Annotated in this window: 16 protein-coding genes and 2 pseudogenes; 8 read left to right on the forward strand and 10 right to left on the reverse strand. The window is 72.3% G+C overall.

Annotation, left to right across the window (positions count from 1 at the left end):
• Nucleotides 1-86: 86 nt before the first annotated feature.
• Entirely contained in the window at nt 87-572 is a 486-nt protein-coding gene (locus D3273_RS23630) for a Fur family transcriptional regulator (protein WP_129229377.1), read from the reverse strand.
• A 232-nt stretch (nt 573-804) separates the two neighbouring features.
• Between D3273_RS23630 and D3273_RS23635 the strand changes: the two genes are divergently transcribed.
• Nucleotides 805-2,406, forward strand: coding sequence for a catalase (locus tag D3273_RS23635; protein ID WP_129229378.1), 1,602 nt, complete (start codon nt 805-807; stop codon nt 2,404-2,406).
• A 379-nt stretch (nt 2,407-2,785) separates the two neighbouring features.
• On the opposite strand, the gene murI is transcribed toward D3273_RS23635, so the two are convergent.
• On the reverse strand, nt 2,786-3,616 hold the full coding sequence (murI, locus tag D3273_RS23640) for a glutamate racemase (RefSeq protein WP_129229415.1): 831 nt from the start codon (nt 3,614-3,616) through the stop codon (nt 2,786-2,788).
• Nucleotides 3,617-3,808: 192 nt separating this feature from the next.
• On the opposite strand from murI, the gene D3273_RS23645 reads away from it, so the two are divergent.
• Nucleotides 3,809-4,702: a hypothetical protein gene (locus D3273_RS23645; protein WP_129229380.1), complete on the forward strand. Its 894-nt coding sequence runs from the start codon at nt 3,809-3,811 to the stop codon at nt 4,700-4,702.
• Nucleotides 4,703-4,723: 21 nt separating this feature from the next.
• Here the strand turns inward: D3273_RS23645 and D3273_RS23650 are convergent, their stop codons facing one another.
• The gene (locus D3273_RS23650) at nt 4,724-5,965 is read right to left on the reverse strand and encodes a M48 family metallopeptidase (RefSeq protein ID WP_129229382.1); all 1,242 of its coding nucleotides are present in this window, start codon (nt 5,963-5,965) and stop codon (nt 4,724-4,726) included.
• 146 nt (nt 5,966-6,111) lie between these two features.
• Between D3273_RS23650 and D3273_RS23655 the strand changes: the two genes are divergently transcribed.
• From D3273_RS23655 to D3273_RS29735, 3 genes and pseudogenes are all read left to right on the forward strand, one after another.
• Complete coding sequence (locus D3273_RS23655) at nt 6,112-6,792, forward strand: spermidine synthase (RefSeq protein ID WP_129229384.1); 681 nt, start codon at nt 6,112-6,114, stop codon at nt 6,790-6,792.
• Between the two features lie 82 nt (nt 6,793-6,874).
• Nucleotides 6,875-7,303 carry a hypothetical protein gene (locus tag D3273_RS28450; protein WP_165359643.1) on the forward strand — a complete coding sequence of 143 codons (429 nt, stop codon included), beginning with the start codon at nt 6,875-6,877 and terminating at the stop codon, nt 7,301-7,303.
• A 143-nt stretch (nt 7,304-7,446) separates the two neighbouring features.
• Nucleotides 7,447-7,749: pseudogene (locus D3273_RS29735) on the forward strand (ATP-binding protein); the annotation flags it as partial.
• A gap of 47 nt (nt 7,750-7,796) precedes the next feature.
• Here the strand turns inward: D3273_RS29735 and D3273_RS23670 are convergent.
• The 7 genes from D3273_RS23670 to D3273_RS23695 all read right to left on the reverse strand — a co-directional run bounded on the left by D3273_RS23670 (nt 7,797) and on the right by D3273_RS23695 (nt 14,129).
• Nucleotides 7,797-8,525, reverse strand: a complete 729-nt coding sequence (locus D3273_RS23670) for an SDR family oxidoreductase (protein ID WP_129229387.1) — start codon at nt 8,523-8,525, stop codon at nt 7,797-7,799.
• Between the two features lie 54 nt (nt 8,526-8,579).
• Nucleotides 8,580-9,341, reverse strand: coding sequence for an ATP-binding cassette domain-containing protein (locus D3273_RS23675; RefSeq protein WP_129229389.1), 762 nt, complete (start codon nt 9,339-9,341; stop codon nt 8,580-8,582).
• Entirely contained in the window at nt 9,341-10,375 is a 1,035-nt protein-coding gene (locus tag D3273_RS23680) for an ABC transporter permease subunit (RefSeq protein ID WP_129229391.1), read from the reverse strand. Before D3273_RS23680 ends, D3273_RS23675 begins: the two co-directional genes overlap by 1 nt.
• Before the next feature lie 228 nt (nt 10,376-10,603).
• A complete protein-coding gene (locus D3273_RS23685) occupies nt 10,604-11,539 on the reverse strand; it encodes an ABC transporter substrate-binding protein (RefSeq protein WP_165359647.1) in 936 nt (311 codons plus the stop codon).
• A gap of 217 nt (nt 11,540-11,756) precedes the next feature.
• Nucleotides 11,757-12,293: a P-loop nucleotide/nucleoside kinase family protein gene (locus D3273_RS29410; RefSeq protein WP_245501355.1), complete on the reverse strand. Its 537-nt coding sequence runs from the start codon at nt 12,291-12,293 to the stop codon at nt 11,757-11,759.
• Nucleotides 12,290-13,207 carry an ROK family protein gene (locus tag D3273_RS29415; RefSeq protein ID WP_245501356.1) on the reverse strand — a complete coding sequence of 306 codons (918 nt, stop codon included), beginning with the start codon at nt 13,205-13,207 and terminating at the stop codon, nt 12,290-12,292. Before D3273_RS29415 ends, D3273_RS29410 begins: the two co-directional genes overlap by 4 nt.
• Nucleotides 13,208-13,214: 7 nt before the next feature.
• Entirely contained in the window at nt 13,215-14,129 is a 915-nt protein-coding gene (locus D3273_RS23695; RefSeq protein ID WP_129229394.1) for a tagatose-bisphosphate aldolase, read from the reverse strand.
• A 225-nt stretch (nt 14,130-14,354) separates the two neighbouring features.
• Between D3273_RS23695 and D3273_RS23700 the strand changes: the two genes are divergently transcribed.
• The 3 genes and pseudogenes from D3273_RS23700 (at nt 14,355) to D3273_RS23705 (ending at nt 17,441) form a co-directional block, all read left to right on the forward strand.
• Entirely contained in the window at nt 14,355-15,248 is an 894-nt protein-coding gene (locus tag D3273_RS23700) for a sugar-binding transcriptional regulator (RefSeq protein WP_245501357.1), read from the forward strand.
• Between the two features lie 687 nt (nt 15,249-15,935).
• Nucleotides 15,936-16,109 (forward strand): annotated as a pseudogene (locus tag D3273_RS30050) (3-keto-5-aminohexanoate cleavage protein); the annotation flags it as partial.
• Nucleotides 16,110-16,394: 285 nt separating this feature from the next.
• Complete coding sequence (locus D3273_RS23705) at nt 16,395-17,441, forward strand: LacI family DNA-binding transcriptional regulator (protein WP_245501358.1); 1,047 nt, start codon at nt 16,395-16,397, stop codon at nt 17,439-17,441.
• Nucleotides 17,442-17,462: the final 21 nt, after the last annotated feature.

Here is a 17,462-nt window from a genome sequence, read left to right on the forward strand (position 1 = left end):
GCCGTCGTCGACCCAAAAATCCAACCGCTTCCCGACGCCCGCGACACCACACCAGCCCAGGGGAGGTGAGCAATTACCCATTTAACCTATGATGGCGAGTCCGCGGCGGGAAGCGCCGCCGGCTCCGGCGCGGCGAGTCGGCAGGAGGTGCAGCGGCCGTGGACGGTGAGGATGATCTCCTCCACCACCCCGTCGCGCCCGCGCACGAAGGAATGGATGGCGTCGGAAGGCACGTCGCAGTCGACGTCCTCGATGCGGCCGCAGGCGCGGCAAACGAAATGGGCATGGCCCGGGCGCGCCTGCTCATAGAGTGCGGCGTTCATTCCGGGCAGGTGCAGCTCCAGCACCAGCCCCATCTGGCAGAGCCGGTCGAGCGCGCGGTAGATGGTGGAATAGCCGAGGCTGGGCTTCAGGGCCTTGGCGCGGGTGAAGATGTCGCCCGCGGGGGCGTGCAGCCCCGGCGCCTGCGCCCGCACCACGTCGTAGACGAGCTGGTAGTTGGCGGGGAGGCGCTTGGGGAGGTCCGGCGTCGAGCGGTCTGGCAGCGTCATGGCGGTCTCGGAGCCGCGCATGCGGCAATCTGGCGATCGTCCCCAACGGGATATTGAAAATGATTATCACTTCCGATAGGTCTTGAACAGCGAGCGGCGAGCCGGCTCGCCGCGGGCACGGCCTCGCGCTTCACGCAAATGTCAGCGGGTTCGCGCGCGGCGAGACGCGCGGCCCGCCTTGAAATCGCTCCCCCGGGACGAAACATCCGATCGCCCGGCGCGAACGAGCCCCCCTCGCTTCTTGGAGAAGCCCATGACCGAACAGTCCAACATCCTGACCACCCGTCAGGGCCACCCGGTCCGCGACAACCAGTCGACCCGCACGGTCGGCGAGCGGGGTCCGGCGACCCTCGAGAACTACCAGTTCATCGAGAAGATCACCCATTTCGACCGCGAGCGCATCCCGGAGCGCGTCGTCCACGCCCGCGGCGCCGGCGCGCACGGCTACTTCGAAGCCTACGGCAAGATCGGCGACGAGCCGGCTTCCAAGTACACCCGTGCCAAGGTCCTGACCCAGACCGGCGTGAAGACCCCCACCTTCGTCCGCTTCTCGACCGTGGCCGGCGCCAAGGAGTCGCCCGAGACCGAGCGCGATCCGCGCGGCTTCGCCATCAAGTTCAAGACCGTCGACGGCAACTGGGACCTCGTCGGCAACAATCTCAAGGTGTTCTTCATCCGGGACGCCATCAAGTTCCCCGACATGATCCACGCCTTCAAGCCGGATCCGGTCACCAACCGCCAGGAAGCCTGGCGCTTCTTCGACTTCGTGGGCATGCACCCCGAGTCGCTGCACATGGTGACGCATCTCAAGTCGCCGTGGGGCATCCCGGCCACCTTCCGCGAGATGGAAGGCTCGGGCGTCAACACCTACAAGCTCGTCAACGACGCGGGCGAGGCGGTGCTGTGCAAGTTCCATTTCGAGCCGAAGCAGGGCGTCCGCAACCTGACCTCGGCCCAGGCGTCCGCCATCCAGGCCAAGGATGTCGGCCACTGCACCCGCGACCTGTACGACGCCATCGCGGCCGGCAATTTCCCCGAATGGGAGTTCTGCGTGCAGATCATGCCGGACGGCCCGAACGACCACCTGTCCTTCGACCCGCTCGACGACACCAAGCTGTGGCCGGTCGACCAGTTCCCGCTGCTGCCCTGCGGCCGCCTGGTGCTGGATCGCGCGCCTTCGAACTTCTTCGCGGAAGTCGAGCAGTCGGCCTTCGGCACGGGCGTGCTGGTGGACGGCATCGACTTCTCGGACGACAAGATGCTGCAGGGCCGCACGCTGTCCTATTCGGACACGCAGCGCTACCGCGTCGGCGCCAACTACCTCCAGCTGCCCATCAACGCGCCGGCTCCGGGCGTCGTCGCCCGCACCAACCAGCGTGACGGCCAGATGACCTACACGGTGGACGGCGGCCCGAACGCCAACGTCAACTACGAGCCGTCGGTGCTGAACCAGAGCCTCGTCGAGGCCGCCAAGCCGACCGCCGAATACCACCAGCAGGTCGAGGGCAAGCTCGGCCGCTACCAGACGAGCCGCACGACCGACGACTACACCCAGGCCGGCGAGCGCTACCGCACGTTCCAGGATTGGGAGCGCGACGACCTGATCGCCAACCTCGTCGCCGATATGAAGGCCTGCCCGGAGCCGATCCAGCTCCGCATGGTGTGGCACTTCTGGCATTGCGACGAGGACTACGGCACCCGCGTCGCCCAGGGCGCCGGCATCGACCTCGAGAAGGCCAAGGCCCTGCCGCCGCTGCCGGGCCGCGCCGCCCCGGGCAAGGCGCTGCGCGCCGGGACCTACACGGACGGCACCACGGCCCAGGGCAACGCCCCGAGCCGGCAGGCCGCCGAGTGAGCCGAGGCTAGCTCCGGCTTCGACGTGAGATGAAGGGCCCGGCGCACCAGCGCCGGGCCCTTTTCAGTTCGGGGCCCGTCGCACATCACGGCATGCGCCGGCCGCGCCGAGCGGAAACCGCATCGACGACGGGTTTCCCGATCGCGAACGTCCTTTCCCGGCGCCCGACAGCGGCGTCGCCCGAGGCCGCCGTCGCGACCCTGCGGGAGCGTTTCGAGGACGTCGCCGTCGCTGGACGGCAGGCGCGGCTTGATCCTGCGGGTCGACCGCATCGACGTGGTGCCCGTCTTCGAGGAGTGCGGGCTCGGACTCGACGCCAACTGAGGACGGGGTGGCCGACGGGCCGAGCGGACGCCGTCCGATGCGGCCCGGCGATCGATCACGCCGGCACGAGGCCGCGCGCCGCGAGCGCCCGCGCCAGCGCCGGGCCGGGCGCCCGGCCGGAGGTGAAGACCACGGGGCCGGGCCGCAGCGGGGCATCGCGTGCCGCCGCGAAGCCGCGCTCGGCCAGCACGGCGTCGAGCCGCCGGGCGATGGCGGGGGCGGGATCGAGGTAGGCGACGGGCCACGGCGCCACGCGGGCGAAGACGTCGACGAGCAGCGGGTAGTGGGTGCAGGCGAGCACCACCGTGTCGGTGCGGCGGCCGTCGCGGTCGACGAAGGCGGGGGCGATCTCGGCCAGCACCTCGGCGTCGTCGAGCCCTTCGCCGCGCAGCGCCGCCTCGGCCAGGGCGGCGAGCCGCTTCGCGCCGACGAGGTCCACCGCACAATCGCCCGCGAAGGCGCGCACGAGGTCGCGGGTGTAGTCGCGCGCCACCGTGCCGGGCGTGGCCAGCACGGCGATGCGGCGCGTCGCCGAGGCGGCCGCTGCGGGCTTCACGGCCGGCACGGTGCCCACGACGGCGAGTTCGGGCCAGCGCGCCCGCAGCGGCGGCAGGACCGCCGTGGAGGCCGTGTTGCACGCCACCACCACGGCGTCGGGCCGGATGCGGTCGACCAGCGGAGCCAGGACGTCGAGCACGCGTGCGACGAGCGCGGGCTCCGGCAGGTCGCCATAGGGGAACACGGCGTCGTCGGCCACGTAGGCCCGTTCGGCTTCGGGCCGGACGCGGTCGACCTCGCCCAGCACCGTCAGGCCGCCGAGCCCGGAATCGAACACGAGGACGCGGGGCGGGCGAGGCCCTCGGCGGGGCGGCGAGGCGGGCGGCATGCCGGGCTTGTAGCCGGTCCCGGCCGCCGCCGCCACGCGCCCGGCGGCCCGGGCGGGGTGTGGCCCGATTGCCGCAGCGTCGGGCGGCGTCGGACCGCGGGGCGAAAAGCGACCCGGCCGCGGCCCGCGGTGCTACACTCGGGGCATCCCTGCCGCTCCGGCCGGCACAGCACGGTCCGGTCCGTCCATCGCATGCGCCCCAGCCTCGTCCTCCTCGCCCTGCTCTCGACCGCTGCGCCCGTCGTCGCCACGCCCGCCCTGGCGCAGCTGGTCCTCCCCGGCGCCGTCGCGCCGACGCCCGAAGGCGCCCCCGGCGCCGCGGCGCCGGCCGCGAAACCGGCGGCCAAGCCGAAACCCCACCGCAGGCCGGGCGACGCCGCGGGGCTGCCCGCGCCGGCGCCCGCCGCGCCGGCCCTCGCCAAGGTGCTGCCGGCGGCGTCGCTGGCCGGGCAAACCCTGTACCGGGACGGCCGCGGCAGCGAGATCACCTTCGAAACGCGCGACAAGGCGCTGGTCGTGTCGCATCTGGTCCTGGCGGGGAAGGCCGACGACGGGTCGGAATGCCGGGTCGACGTGGCCGACCTGCCGCTGCCGGTGCGCGACGAGGGCCAGCCCGGCGGCATGGCGCGGATCGGCATCCCGGTGCCGGCCTGCCCGATCTCCTTCGACGTGCTCGACGGCGCCGCGCTGGAAACCGGGGACCGCGCCGCCTGCGCCTTCGCGGCGACGCATTGCCGGGTCGACCCGACAGGGCTCTGGGGACCGCCGGCGGCGAGCCTGACGCCGGAGCGCGACAAGGCGATCGAGCGCCAGCGCACCCAGGCCGAGGCTGCCGTGCGGGCGGGCTACAAGCGGCTGATGTCGACCACCAAGCTCCGCTCGGCGCTGATGGGCTACGCGCACGAGCAGGCGCAGTTCTCCTCCTCGCGCGAGGAGATGTGCCGCGGCTACGCCGGCGAGGTGAAGCACGGCTTCTGCGCGACGCGGGTGACGGAAGCGCGCGCCGCGGCCCTGCGCGTCAAGGCCGACATCGGCCAGGCCGAGAAGGACGCCCGCAAGAAGAAGCGCGGGGCGAAGCCGGGGTGACGGCGCTCCCCCGCGCGCCCGTCAGCCCGCCGCGGCGTCCCGGAGCTGCCGCACCCGGATCGGCACCGGGGGGTGGGAATAATGCGCCAGCGCGTAGAGCGGGTCGGGCGTCAGCGTCGAAGCGTTGTCGCGGGCGAGGCCCGTCAGCGCGCTGATCAGCGGATCGGCGCCGACCGTGCGGCGGGCGTAGTCGTCGGCCTGGAACTCGTTGCGGCGCGAGATCCAGTTCGACAGGGGCGCGAGCAGCGGGCTCACCACGGAGGCGAGCAGCAGGCAGGCGAAGAGCCGCACGCCGTCGCCGTCCTGCTCCACCCCGAAGGACGGCAGCAGCCAGGGCTGCTTCACCAGCCAGCCGAAGGCGGCGAGGCCCAGGAAGGTGACGACCGCGCTCTGCGCCAGCCCGAACCAGATGTGACGGTGGCGGAAATGGCCGAGCTCGTGGGCGATCACCGCCTCGATCTCGCCGGGCGCGCTCTTGGCGATGAGCGTGTCGAACAGCACGATGCGCTTCGAACGGCCGAAGCCGATGAAGTAAGCGTTGCCGTGGGCGGTGCGTCGCGACGCGTCCATGGTGAACAGGCCCGACGAGCGGAAGCCCGCGCCGGCGAGCAGCCGCTCGATGCCGGCGCGCAGGGGCCCCTCCTCCAGCGGCGTGAAGGTGTTGAACCGCGGCGCCACCAGCCGGACGTAGACGGCCGGTGCCGCCACCATGAGCACCAGCAGCGCCAGCCACGCCCAGAGCCACCACAGGCCCGAGAAGCTCCGCATGGCCCACAGCGCCGCGTAGAGCAGCGGCACCGCCACGGCGAGGGACAGGGCCGAGCGCCGCCCGAGGTCCGCCAGGAAGGTCGAGGCCGTGGTGCGGTTGAAGCCGAAGCGCCGCTCCACCACGAACTTGCGCCAGATCCCCACCGGCAGGTCGAGCAGGGTGCCGACCGCCGCGGCGGCGACCAGGAAGGCCACGCCCAGCGTCAGCGAGCCCGGCTCCAGCAGCGACGCCAGCGGGCGGTACAGGACACCGATGCCGCCCAGCGCCCAGAACAGGGTCAGGGCGGTGCCGACGGCCGTGTCGACGCGCGACAGCCTTTCGCGCGCCACCGTGTAGTCGGCCGCCTTGCGGTGGTCGTCGAGCGACACGGCGGCGGCGAAGTCCGGCGGCACCGCGTCGCGGTGGGCCCTCACGTGGGCGGTCTGCCGGGCCGACAGGACCAGGGACAGCCCCGCCCAGGCGAGCGTCGCGGCGATGAAGGCGGTCAACAGCAAGGCGGGTCCTCCGGTGGGCCCCTCAGATGCGCGCTCCGGCCGGCGGTGTCGAGCGGCGTGCGACGACGGGGCCGGGACGCTGGCCTTCGCCCTCCCCTGCCCCTATGAGGGCCGCTTCGGCGCCGGCGCGCCGGACGGGAGCCGCCATGATCCCCTGGGAAACGCTGGACACCGTCGCGGTCCCGGGGGACGGCGGCGAGATGCGCCTGATGCGGCGTGGGCACGAATACGTCATCCGGCTCGGCCCCATCGTGCTGATGGGCAGCCGCACCGGCGGCTCCGAGGAAGCGCTGGCGCGGCTCGGCTGCGCGGGGCTCGACGCGGCCGAGCGCCCGCGCGTGCTGATCGGCGGGCTCGGCATGGGGTTCACGCTGCGCGCCACGCTGGCGCTGCTGGGTCCCCACGCCGCCGTGACGGTGGCGGAGCTGGTGCCGGCCGTCGTGGCCTGGGGCCGCGGGCCGCTCAGCGCCGTCCACGCCGGCAGCCTCGACGACCCGCGGGTGACGGTCCACGAGGGCGACGTCGGGCGGCTGATGCGCGCCGCGTCGGGCCCCGGGCGCTTCGACGCCATCCTGCTCGACGTCGACAACGGCCCCGACGGGCTGACGCGGGCCGGCAACGACGCGCTCTACGACGCGCGCGGGCTGGCGGCGGCGCGGGACGCCCTGCGCCCCGGCGGGCGTTTGGCCGTGTGGTCGTCCGAGCCCGACGACCGCTTCACGGCGCGGCTGAAGCGCGCCGGCTTCGCCGTGGCGGTGGAAACGCCGCGCGCCCACGGCAAGCGCGGGATCCGGCACGTCGTGTGGGTGGCGACGCGGGGCGGATGACGAACCGGGGCCTCGGAGCCCCGGCCCGGGCAGGCTCGCGCCCCTCGCCGCGCGCGTGGCCCGCTCGGGCCCGGCGACGGACATGCCGGCGCATCCCCGCCGTCCGGTGTCACGTGGCGGGAAGCGCGGCGGCGACCGTGCCTTCCGCCAGATGGTCCGGCGGCGTCGGGACATCGCGGCGCGCGAGGCCGCGCGACGCCTGCGCCCCCCGCGGCAGGCCGACGCGATCGGAATCATCGCGGCCGCGGCCCGGCCGGCGTCGGTGGACGGCGTCGACGCCCGCGAAGGCGGCGACGCCGAGCCCCACCGAGAACCAGCCGAGCGCCCGCGCCAGCCGGTCGGCATCGGTGGACGAACTCGGGCCTTTGCGCTCGACGCGCGGATCCCCCCGGACCGGGCGATGCCCGTGAGAACGGCGGATGGCATCGCTGAACCCCGTCAGGGTTGGAGCACGACCGCGATGCAGCCGTCGGTCTCGTCGCGGAACTCGGCGTCGTGCGCCAAGCCTTGAACGGGGCCTTGGGGCGCGTCGCGGTCACGTCGCGTGCCCGCAGCGCGCTGTGTCGCGAGCGGCAGCAGAGCTTGAGCGCCGCGCTGCGGCAGGTGCGCGAAGCGCTCCACGCCCAGGCGGAACCGCGGTCGATCTCGCTGGAGGTGGAGCGCGAAGTGCCCGGCTTGTCGCAACGGCAGATCACCACGATGGCCCTCGTCGTGAACGAGCTGACGATCAACGCCATCGAACACGCCTTCGCCGAGGAGGAGCCCGGCCACGTCCGCCTGTCGATCAGCACGGACGGCGACCTCGAGGGCGTCGTGTCCGTCGACGACGACGGGCAGCCTTTCGCCGAAGCCGCCCACGGCACCGGCATGGGCATGGGGCTGGTCAAGCGGCTCGCGGCCTCGATCGGCGGCGTGCTGGTCCTGCCGCCGCCGGGGACGACGACGTTCGAACTGCGGGTCCCCTTCGCGGCCGACCGAACCGAACCGGCGGACAGGCGCCCGCGTCAGCAGGCCGTGAAGCCGCCGTCGATGGGCAGCGACACGCCGGTGATCATGGACGCACCGTCGCCGAGCAGGAACACGATCGGCGCGGCGATCTCGTCCTCGGTGGCCCAGCGGCGGAGCGGCATCTGGTCGAGGAAGGGGCCGCCGATGTCCGGCCGTCCCCAGTAGAAGGCCGACATCTCGGTCATCACCACCGTCGGGTTGACGCTGTTCACCCGGATGCCGTAGGGGCCGAGTTCGAGCGCCGACACCCGGGTGATGTTGTCGAGGGCCGCCTTCGACGACCCGTAGGAGATATGGCCGCGCAGCGCCACCAGCGACGCCTGGCTCGACACGTTGACGATGGAGCCGCCGCGGCCGAGGCGGATCATCGATCGCGACGCATATTTGGTGACCAGCAACGCCCCGCGCGCGTTGACGCCGATGACCTTGTCGAAGACCGAGATGTCGGTCTCCATGGGGGTGGCGATCTCGCCGCCGAAGCCGCCGCAATTGACGACGCCCCACAGGTCGAAACCGTCCAGCGCCGTCCTGACGCTGTCCTCCGACGCCAGGTCGAAGGCCAGCGTGCGGCAGCCGGTGTCGGCCGCGAGCCGCGCCAGCGCATCGGCGTCCCGGCCGCTCGCCACCACCTCGGCCCCGGCGGCGACGAGTTGCCGGACCGTCGCGCCGCCGATGCCCCCGCTCGCCCCGGTGACGAGGATCACGCGCCCGTCGAAGTTCAACATGCTTTCACTCCCGATCCCGCGGCGCACCGCCGGGGCCTCCGCATCCGGCGGCCGTCAGCCGCCGATCATCAGTTTCACGACCTCGTCGTGGGTGGTCTGCGCGATCAGGCGTTCGCCCGCCAGGCTACCGCGCCGCAGCACCACGATGCGGTCGGACACGGCGAAAATGTCCTGGAGGTTGTGGCTGATGAAGATCACGCCCCGCCCCTGCGCCTTCAGGTTCCGGATCAGCGTCAGCACCTTGCGCTGTTCCGGCACGCCGAGCGCCGCGGTGGGCTCGTCCATCAGGATCACGCGCGCGTTCCAGTACATGGCCCGGCCGATCGCCACGGCCTGCCGCTGCCCGCCGGAGAAGCGGCCGACCGGGGCTTCGAGGCGATCGACGTGGAAGTCCAGCCGCGACATGGTTTCCTTGGCCGCCTGGGCCATGGCCCTGCGGTCGAGGACGGGGAGCACGCCGAAGGCGCGCCGCATCGGCTCCCGGCCGAGGAAGATGTTGGCGCCGATCGACAGGTTGTCGGCCAGAGCGAGGTCCTGGTAGATCGTCTCGATGCCGGCGACGCGCGCGGCTTCGGGCGTCGAGAACCGGACCGCCTGGCCGTCGAGCCTGATCTCGCCGTCGTCCGCCGGGTACACGCCGGAGATCATCTTGGTGAGGGTCGACTTGCCGGCGCCGTTGTCGCCGGCCAGCGCCACGACCTCGCCCGGATGCAGTTCGAGCGACACGCCCTTGAGCGCTTCGACGCCGCCGAACCGTTTGTAGACGCCCCGGACGTCGAGCAGCGGCTGGCTGGATGGGGAAGGGACGGCACTCATCAGCGTTCTCCGCCGAGTTTGCGCTGGGTCTGGTCGACCAGCACCGAGATGATGATGACCACGCCGACCGCGACGAACTGCCAGAACGGCTCGACGTCGATGAAGACGAGGCCGTACTGGATCACCGCGATCACCAGGGAGCCCGCCACGGTGCCGAGGATGGTGCCGGAACCGCCGAACAGGCTGGCGCCGCCGATCACCACGGCGGCGATCGAGTCGAGCAGCAGGGGTTCGCCCGCCTGGGCGGCGCCGGCCGTGAAGCGCGCCGTGTACAGGACGCCGCCGAGGCCGGCGCACAGCGCGGACAGCAGGTACAGGCGGCGCGTGAGGCGGCCGACGCCGATGCCGGCGCGCAGCGCCGCCTGCTCGCTGGCCCCGACCGCGTAGGTGTGCTGGCCGAAGCGCGACTGGCCGAGCAGGTAGTGCATGAACAGCACGAACACCGCCGTGACCAGCACCACGACGGGGATGCCCAACAGGCGGCCGTTGCCGAGCGCGGCGAACCAGTCGTTCGTGACCGGCACCGTGGTGCCCTTGGCGAGCAGGAAGGCCGTGCCCCGCGCGACGCCGAACATGCCCAGCGTGCCGATGAAGGGCGGGACCTTGAGCTTGGAGATCAGCCAGCCGTTGATGGCGCCCGGCACCAGCGCGACGGCGAGGCCGGCCGCGATGCCGACCAGCATGGCCGGGAGCGGCGGCAGGGACGAGTCCGCGGCGTTGGTGGCGTGGGCCGCCAACACGGCGGACAGGCCCATGACGAAGCCGACCGACAGGTCGATGCCGCCGGCGATGATCACGAAGGTTTCGCCCAGCGCCAGGAGGAGCGGCGCCACGGCGAAGACCGCGATGGACTGCGCGTTGTACGACGAAAGCACGAAGCTCACGCCGTAGCTCGCCCGGGCCCACACCTCGAAGGTGACGAGCAGCAGCGCCAGGAACAGCCAGGCCCGCAGCGCCGCGAGCCGGACCAGCCACGGGTGCGGCGCTTTCGAATGCCGGTTCGCCCGGAGGAGGGACGTGGAGGGTGCGGACATGCGCTGTTCCGTTGCGAGATGAAGGGTCGGGGGCCGGACGCGTCGTGGCGGTTCGGAGGGGTCCGCCCGCGCCGGGCTGCCGGGCGTGGCGACGATCCGGGGGAGCCCGGCACCGGCCGCAGCCGTCGCGGCCCGTCCCGGTCGCCCTGCCCCGGTCCCGGCCCGTCGCCGTCCCGGGCGTCTTCACGCGACCGCGTGGCTCCACGCGGTCGCGGCCTGCCTCGGAGCTCAGTCCTTGTAGATGAACTTGGCCACCGCCGGATCGTCGATGTTGGCCTTGTCCATGACGGTGAAGCCGGTGCCGATCCTGGTCGGGATCGACTGGCCCGTCAGGTGCGCGTAGGCCGAGATCACGCCGAAGTAGCCGATCTCCGCCGGGTGCTGGGCGATGACGGCGTCGATCGCGCCCGACTTCACGTCGGCCACGACGGAGGTCGGCGCGTCGAAGCCGACGACCTTGATCTTGGTCTGCTGCCCGGCCTGCTTGACGCCGTTGGCGGCGCCGAGCGCCGAAAACAGGTTTGCCCCGAACACGCCGTCGAGATCGGAGTTGCGGGCGAAGACGGACTGCACCTGCGACGCCGCCTTGTTGGCATCGTCGTCGTTGAACTGGGTTTCGAGCACCTGGATCCCGGGATGGGACTTCATCTCCTCCTTGAACCCTTCTTCACGCTGGTCCGTGGTCGAGATGCCGGGCTTGACGTTCGAAACGTAGACCTTGCCCTTGTCGTTGATGGCCTTGGCCAGCGCCCGCGCCGCCATCTTGCCGCCGAGGACGTTGTCGGATGCGACGTAGGACAGCGGGAACTCCGCGCCCCCCTTCCCGGTCTGGTAGTCGCCATTGCCGATGAAGGTGTCGACCGTGATGACCGGGATCCCGGCATCGGCGGCCTTCTTCAAGGGCTGCACCATCTGCGTCTTGTCGGTCGGCGCGATCAGGATCGCGTCCGGATGGCGGGCGATCACGGCGTCGAGCACCGGCGACTGCGTCACGGGATTGAAATCGGGCGCACCCTGGAAGATCAGATCGGCGCCGACAGCCTTGGCGGCCGCTTCCGCGCCCCGCCGCATCGTGACGTAGAACGCATCCGTCGTGAGGCCAGGGACCAACGCTATCGTGAATTTCTTGTTCTGTGCTTCGGCGTTGCTGACCAACGCACCCATGCCGAGCGCCACGGCGGCCAATGCCGACAATGTCTTCTGCAATGCATCCTCCCATGTTGGACATATGAGCGGCGGCGCCCCTTGGTGGGATCGTCTCGTCCGGTTCACGTCGCCGTCTGTCGGCCATCGCAGACTACGTTCGATCGCGAGATCCTGCAATATCTCTCTGTATGAAATTTCTAGTCTGGTGGGACGGCGCTGCGCGGGCGGGCCGGGGTCAGCCCCCCGCGAGGGCTCGCGCGATCCAGGCCATGACGGCGTCGGTTTCGAGCGGGGCCGTCGTGTCGACGTGGAGGCAGGGGCCCCGGCCGATGGGCGTCGCCCGCGCGTTCAGCGCCAGGAGCTCCGGGACGTAGTCGGCCCCGGGATGACCCGGGGAGCGCGTGGCCGCCCGCGACAGGTAGCGCTCGGCCAGGGCCGCCCCGGGGGCGTGGCACCACAGCTCCGCCGTGCGCCCGATGCCGGCGGTCGCGAGATGGGCTTCGAGGACTTCGGGCGGCTGAAAGCCGAACCACGCGTCGACCACGACGGTCGCGTCCGCGGGCCATTCCCCGATGGCGGCGAAGATGATCTCGTAGCTGGCCCGCCCGAGCTTGCGATTGTGCTCCCGGTCGCCCGTGCCGATGTGGTGGAACAGCGGCTCCTTGACGGTGTCGAGCGTCATCAGCGGCACGCCGAGGCGACGCGCGACGGCGCGCGACACCGTGCTCTTACCGCTGGCGGGCACGCCGTTGACGAGGATCGCCGCCTTCATGGCGCGGGCTTTCCGCTGACGGCGGGCCCGCCGTCCGCCCCCGCCGCCCGGGCGGCCGCGAGCCCCGATCCGATCACGCCGGCATCGTCCCCGAGCTGCGCCGCCCCGACCGGGCATCGGTACCAGGGCGACACGGCGGGCGCCCCGGCGAGCGCCCGGTGGGCCGCCCCGCCGAGGCCGCCCCCGAGGAGGACGAGCTCGGGGCTGACGGCGGCCACCATGCTGTCGATGGCGGACCGGAGGGGGCCGACCCACCTCAGCAGGACCTCGCCGCACCGCGCGTCCCCGCGGGACGCCGCCTGGATGAGGTCCTCGACGCGCGTTTCGGGCGGCAGGCCCGCCTCGCGGACGTGCCGCCCCAGCGCGGTCCCGGAGCTCGTCGTCTCGACGCAGCCGCGCCGCCCGCAGTTGCAGGGTTCGCCGCCCTGCGACACGGTCAGGTGGCCGAGCTGGCCGGCCGTCGCCGTGCCCCGCACGATCCGGCCGCCCAGCGCCACGGCGCCGCCGATGCCGGTGCCGATGGTGAACATCACCACGTCGTCCCGGTTTCGCGCGGCCCCGACCGCCATCTCGGCGACCAGCGCCATGTTGCAATCGTTGTCGATCGCGACCGGGAGCCCCACGGCGTCCTCGACGCGCTCGACGATCCGGGACGACGACAGGTCGACGTAGCCGCCCGAAAGCACGGTCCGCCGGATCCCATCGACCCGGCCCGGGACCCCGATCCCGATCGCCGTGACGGCGCTCGAGCGCAGCCCGAGGCACAGGTCGCGGATGCGGGCCACGACGGCATCGGGGTCCGTGCCGATGCGTTCGGACGACCGCGCGGTCAAGGAACCGTCGCCGGCCACGAGGGCGACCCTGAGGTTGGTGCCCCCGATGTCGACGCCTATCGCGAGAGGGGTCCCGTGCATGGGCGCGTCACGCCGCCTCGGCCCGCGCCGACCTGTGCCGGGCCAGGATGGCCTGGATCTGCCGCAGGCGGGGCACGGCGATGGTGGTCAGGCGCTCGCGCGTCACGCTCCGGTCGAGCGAGATGCAGTCCTTCCACAGGGCCCGGCCCGCGATGACGCCGGACGCCCCGTTCGCCATGGCGATCTCGACCTGCCCGAGGAAGGTTTCGTGGTCGACGCCGGCCGACAGCACGGCCCAGGGCACGTCCTTGCACATCGCCGTGACGCGGGCGCAGGTGGCGGCGCCGCCCGGATAGGGGAGCTTGAGCACCTTCGACCCGACGTCGAGGCAGATGCGGGTGCCCGCCTCGATGAGGCCGGGGAAGGCCGCCTTGTAGGCGTCCTTGCTTTCGCCCGGCAGCTCGTAGGTCAGGAACTCGACGACGAGCAGCAGGTCTTCGGCGGCGAAGTCCGCGATGCAGCGCTCCAGGATCCGGACGTTCTCGACGTTGGCGTCCGGGCGGTCCGCCCGGAGGTAGACCATGATCTTGCCGCCGGTGCCGCCGAGCGCGCGCACCTTCCGCGCGTCGATGCCCGGCACGAGGCGGGACAGGCGATAGCCGTCGGGGGTGGTGTCGAAGCCCGAAGCGTCGAGGCCGATCAGCAGCGCGGTGTTGCGCCCGAGGACCGCGCGGTCGACGATGCCCGGCACGGCGCAGACGGGGTCGAGCAGGATGCACGACGCCTGGCTGGCGAGGTGGGTCGTGAGGTCGGCCTTGGTTTCACCCAGCATCGCTTCTGTGATGGCGGATTCCTCGGACGGGCTCGCCGCCATGATCTTCCGCATGCCGCCCCGCTGGTCCGCGGCCACGACCATCATGGCCCCGTCGTCGCCGCAGATCTGCTGGTAGCCCCGGCTCTCGGCCGTCGTCATGGATGACATTGTACATGGCCCTGTTCATGGTCCGGCCGTAGACCGGACGAGGATCCCGATGCCACCTGCCCGGAGATGGCCTAGATTGAGCGGGGGACGGGCCCGCGACACGGCGCTTCGAACGCCCGGGCCGCCCCCTCGCCTGCGAAGGCACCGTAACATGTTTCAGAAAGGAATTTCAAGCTGTCTGCCGACGTTCCCCAGGACCTCGCGTCGCGCGCGACGCTCCACACGGTGGCCAAGCTCCACTACGAGGCCGACCTGTCTCAGGTGGAGATCGCGCGCCGGCTCAACATCTCGACCGCGACGGTGTCGAGGCTGCTCCGCCGGGCGCGGCTCGACGGGATCGTGCGCATCGAGGTGCGCGAGTTCCAAACGCCGGTGGACCTCAACGCGAAGCTGGTCGAGCGCCTGGAGCTGCGCCGCGCCGCGGTGGTGGACGCCGCCGACGCCGGCGGGCTGGCGGGCCTGGCGGGGCCGGTCGGGACGTTTCTGAGGGAAGCCGGCCTGTCCGCGGGCTCGGTCATCGCGATGGGCTGGGGCCGCGCCGTGCGCGAGGTGATCGCCACCGGGCTCCCCCGCCTTCCCGGCGTCGTCACCGTGCCGGCGACCGGCGGGATGCAGCAGCCCGCCCCGCATTTCCAGATCGGCGAATTCGTCCGCCTCGCCGCCGAGCAGCTGGGCGGCACGCCCCGCTTCATCCACGCCCCGTACCTGCCGTCGAAGGAAGCGCGGGAAGCGCTGCTGCGCGACGCCACCCTGTCGGAGCACCTCGCGTTGTGGGACCGGATCGACGCCGCCATCGTCGGCATCGGCGTTCCGCACGCGGTCGATCCCACCCACGGCCGCCTCCAGGTCACGCCCAGCGAGCAGGCCCTCGTCCATGCCGTAGGCGACGTGATCCGCCATTACTTCGACGCGAAGGGCAACCTGATCCCGTGGGAAGGCGAGAACAGGCTGATCGCCGTGTCTCCCGCGCAGTTCCGGGCCGTGCCGCTCGTCATCGGCGTGGCGGCGTCGCCCGCCAAGGCGGTGGCGATCCGGGCCGCGGTGCGGGCGAAGCTGATCAATGCCCTCGTGACGGACGTGACTACCGCGCGGGCGATCCTCGACCTGCCCGAGGACTGATCCCAGCGGTCGAAGATGTCGACCGCTGGCCGGCGCGAACGCGCGCCGCCGGCCGTGCGGCGCGACGGAGATGCATCGGCATCTCCGTCGCCTGGCACGACCCACGATCCCGCCGGGCCACCCGCCCCGACCGCCTGCCGAGCCGCGGCCGGCGTGGTCCTCGCCCGCGAGCGCATCCCAGCCGATCCCGTCGAGGCCGTCGGAGGCGGCGGGCCGCTCGGCCCGGCGCCTGACCGACCTCAGGACCTGCGAAGCGAGGGCATGGTCGCCCGCCGTCTTCCAGCTGTCGACCCGCGCCCTCGCCTGTCCGGCAAGTCCGCGCCCCGTCGCGCACCGCCGTCGCATCGTCATCGCGTGTACCGCCCGGGTCTTCCGACCTCGGATGCTTGTCGAGGCGCGCCGTCGTTGCCATCCGCATGTCGGCCTGCAATTCCAATCGACGCATCGTCAGCAGCGTCACGCCGCGCAGATGGTCTGAACTGTAGAGAGCTGCGGTCTGCATCGCGCCGATATGCCGTGGAAAGCCTCGCTACGTCGGATGATTCCCGTCCCTCTGTATCGGGCCCAGCCCGATCCGATGGACAGCGACGTTTCTGTTTCGGATGGATCTCTGGAGATCCATGTGTTCTATGCCGGGGCAGGACGGCGCGGATGCCAGCAGAGGTTGCCTCGACATCGATGCCCATCATGGTCGCACCCGACGGCGGCCGTCGGACGAAGCTGGATCAGCCCGGGCTCCCCCTGTCGCCCGATGACCTGGCCCGCACCGCAGCCCAGTGCCGCGACGCCGGGGCGTCGATGATCCATGTGCCTGTCGGCGAGGGCGATGGATCCCATCCGGCCGAGGCCGGCCGCGCCGCCACGGCGGCCATCGGGGCGGCGGCTGGGCCGACGACCTGCGGGCCGAAGTCCTGCGGGCCATGCTCGCCGCACCCTGAAGCGCGCGCGCCGTCCGGGAGGCTGCGGCGGCGTCCGGCGGGCGGCCCGGGGATGCGCTCCGACGCGCTTCGGACGCGTTTCGGACGCGCGGCGGCCCCGCGCTCGCGAGCCCGCGCGGTCCGGGCCCTTGACGGGCCGCCGGGAACGGGTCAGTTTGGGAAAACGTTTTCGCAGCCGGTCGAACCGGCGCGGCCAGGGGGAAACGACGTGGACGAGGCGGCCGATCGGACCTTGCCGGCGCGGAACGGCCGCGCCGCCCGCGTGACCATCCACGACGTCGCCCGGGCGTCGGAAGTCAGCATCGCGACCGCGTCGAAGGCGCTGAGCGGCCAGGGCCGCATGGCGGTGGCGACGCGGGAGCGCGTCAAGGAGGTCGCCAAGGCGCTCAGCTTCCGGCCGAACGCCATCGCGCGTGCCCTGCTGAAGCAGCGGAGCTTCACCATCGGGCTCCTCACCGACGACACCTACGGCCGCTTCACCCTGCCCGTGATGGCCGGCATCTCCGAAGCGCTCGTCGACCGCGGCGTGTCGGTGTTCCTGTGCTCGGTCGAACGCGACTCCGCCGTCGGCCAGAGCCACGTCGACGCCATGCTGGAAAAGCAGGTCGACGGCATCATCGCGTCGGGCAAGCGCCTCGACCGCCGCCTTTCCGTCGACCTGTCCGTCGTCGACGTGCCGGTGGTCTACGCCTATTGCGAGGGGCCGGAGGGTTCCATCGGCTTCGTGTCGGACGACCGGGCCGGGGCGTGCCTCGCGGTCGAGCGCCTGATGGCGCTCGGGCGCCGCCGCATCGCGCACGTCACCGGCCCGGCGGACTTCGCCGTCGTGCCGCAGCGCGCCCGAGGCTTCGCGGAAGCGCTGGCCCGGGCCGGGCTGCGGCCCTTCACCGAGCATCCCATGGTGGGCGATTGGTCGGAAGCCTGGGGCTTCGCCGCCGCCGAGCGCCTCCTCGCCGACCCCGCGGGGCGCCCCGACGCCGTGTTCTGCGGCAACGACCAGATCGCGCGCGGGCTCATCGACGCGCTGACGCTGCGCGGGGTCGCCGTCCCGGGCGACATCGCGGTGGTGGGCTTCGACAATTGGGAAATCTTCGCCGCCGCCACCCGCCCCCCCCTCACCACGGTCGACATGAACCTGAAGGACCTCGGCCGCCACGCCGGGCTGACGCTGCTCGACCTCGTCGAGGGCCGCCCGGTGCCGCCCGGGGTCCGCGCGCTGCCCTGCAGGCTCGTCGTCCGGCGCTCCTGCGGCTGACCGAGGGCCCCCAGGGACCCT

This window comes from Lichenibacterium minor (assembly GCF_004137685.1).
GTDB classification, from domain to species: Bacteria; Pseudomonadota; Alphaproteobacteria; order Rhizobiales; family Beijerinckiaceae; genus Lichenihabitans; species Lichenihabitans minor.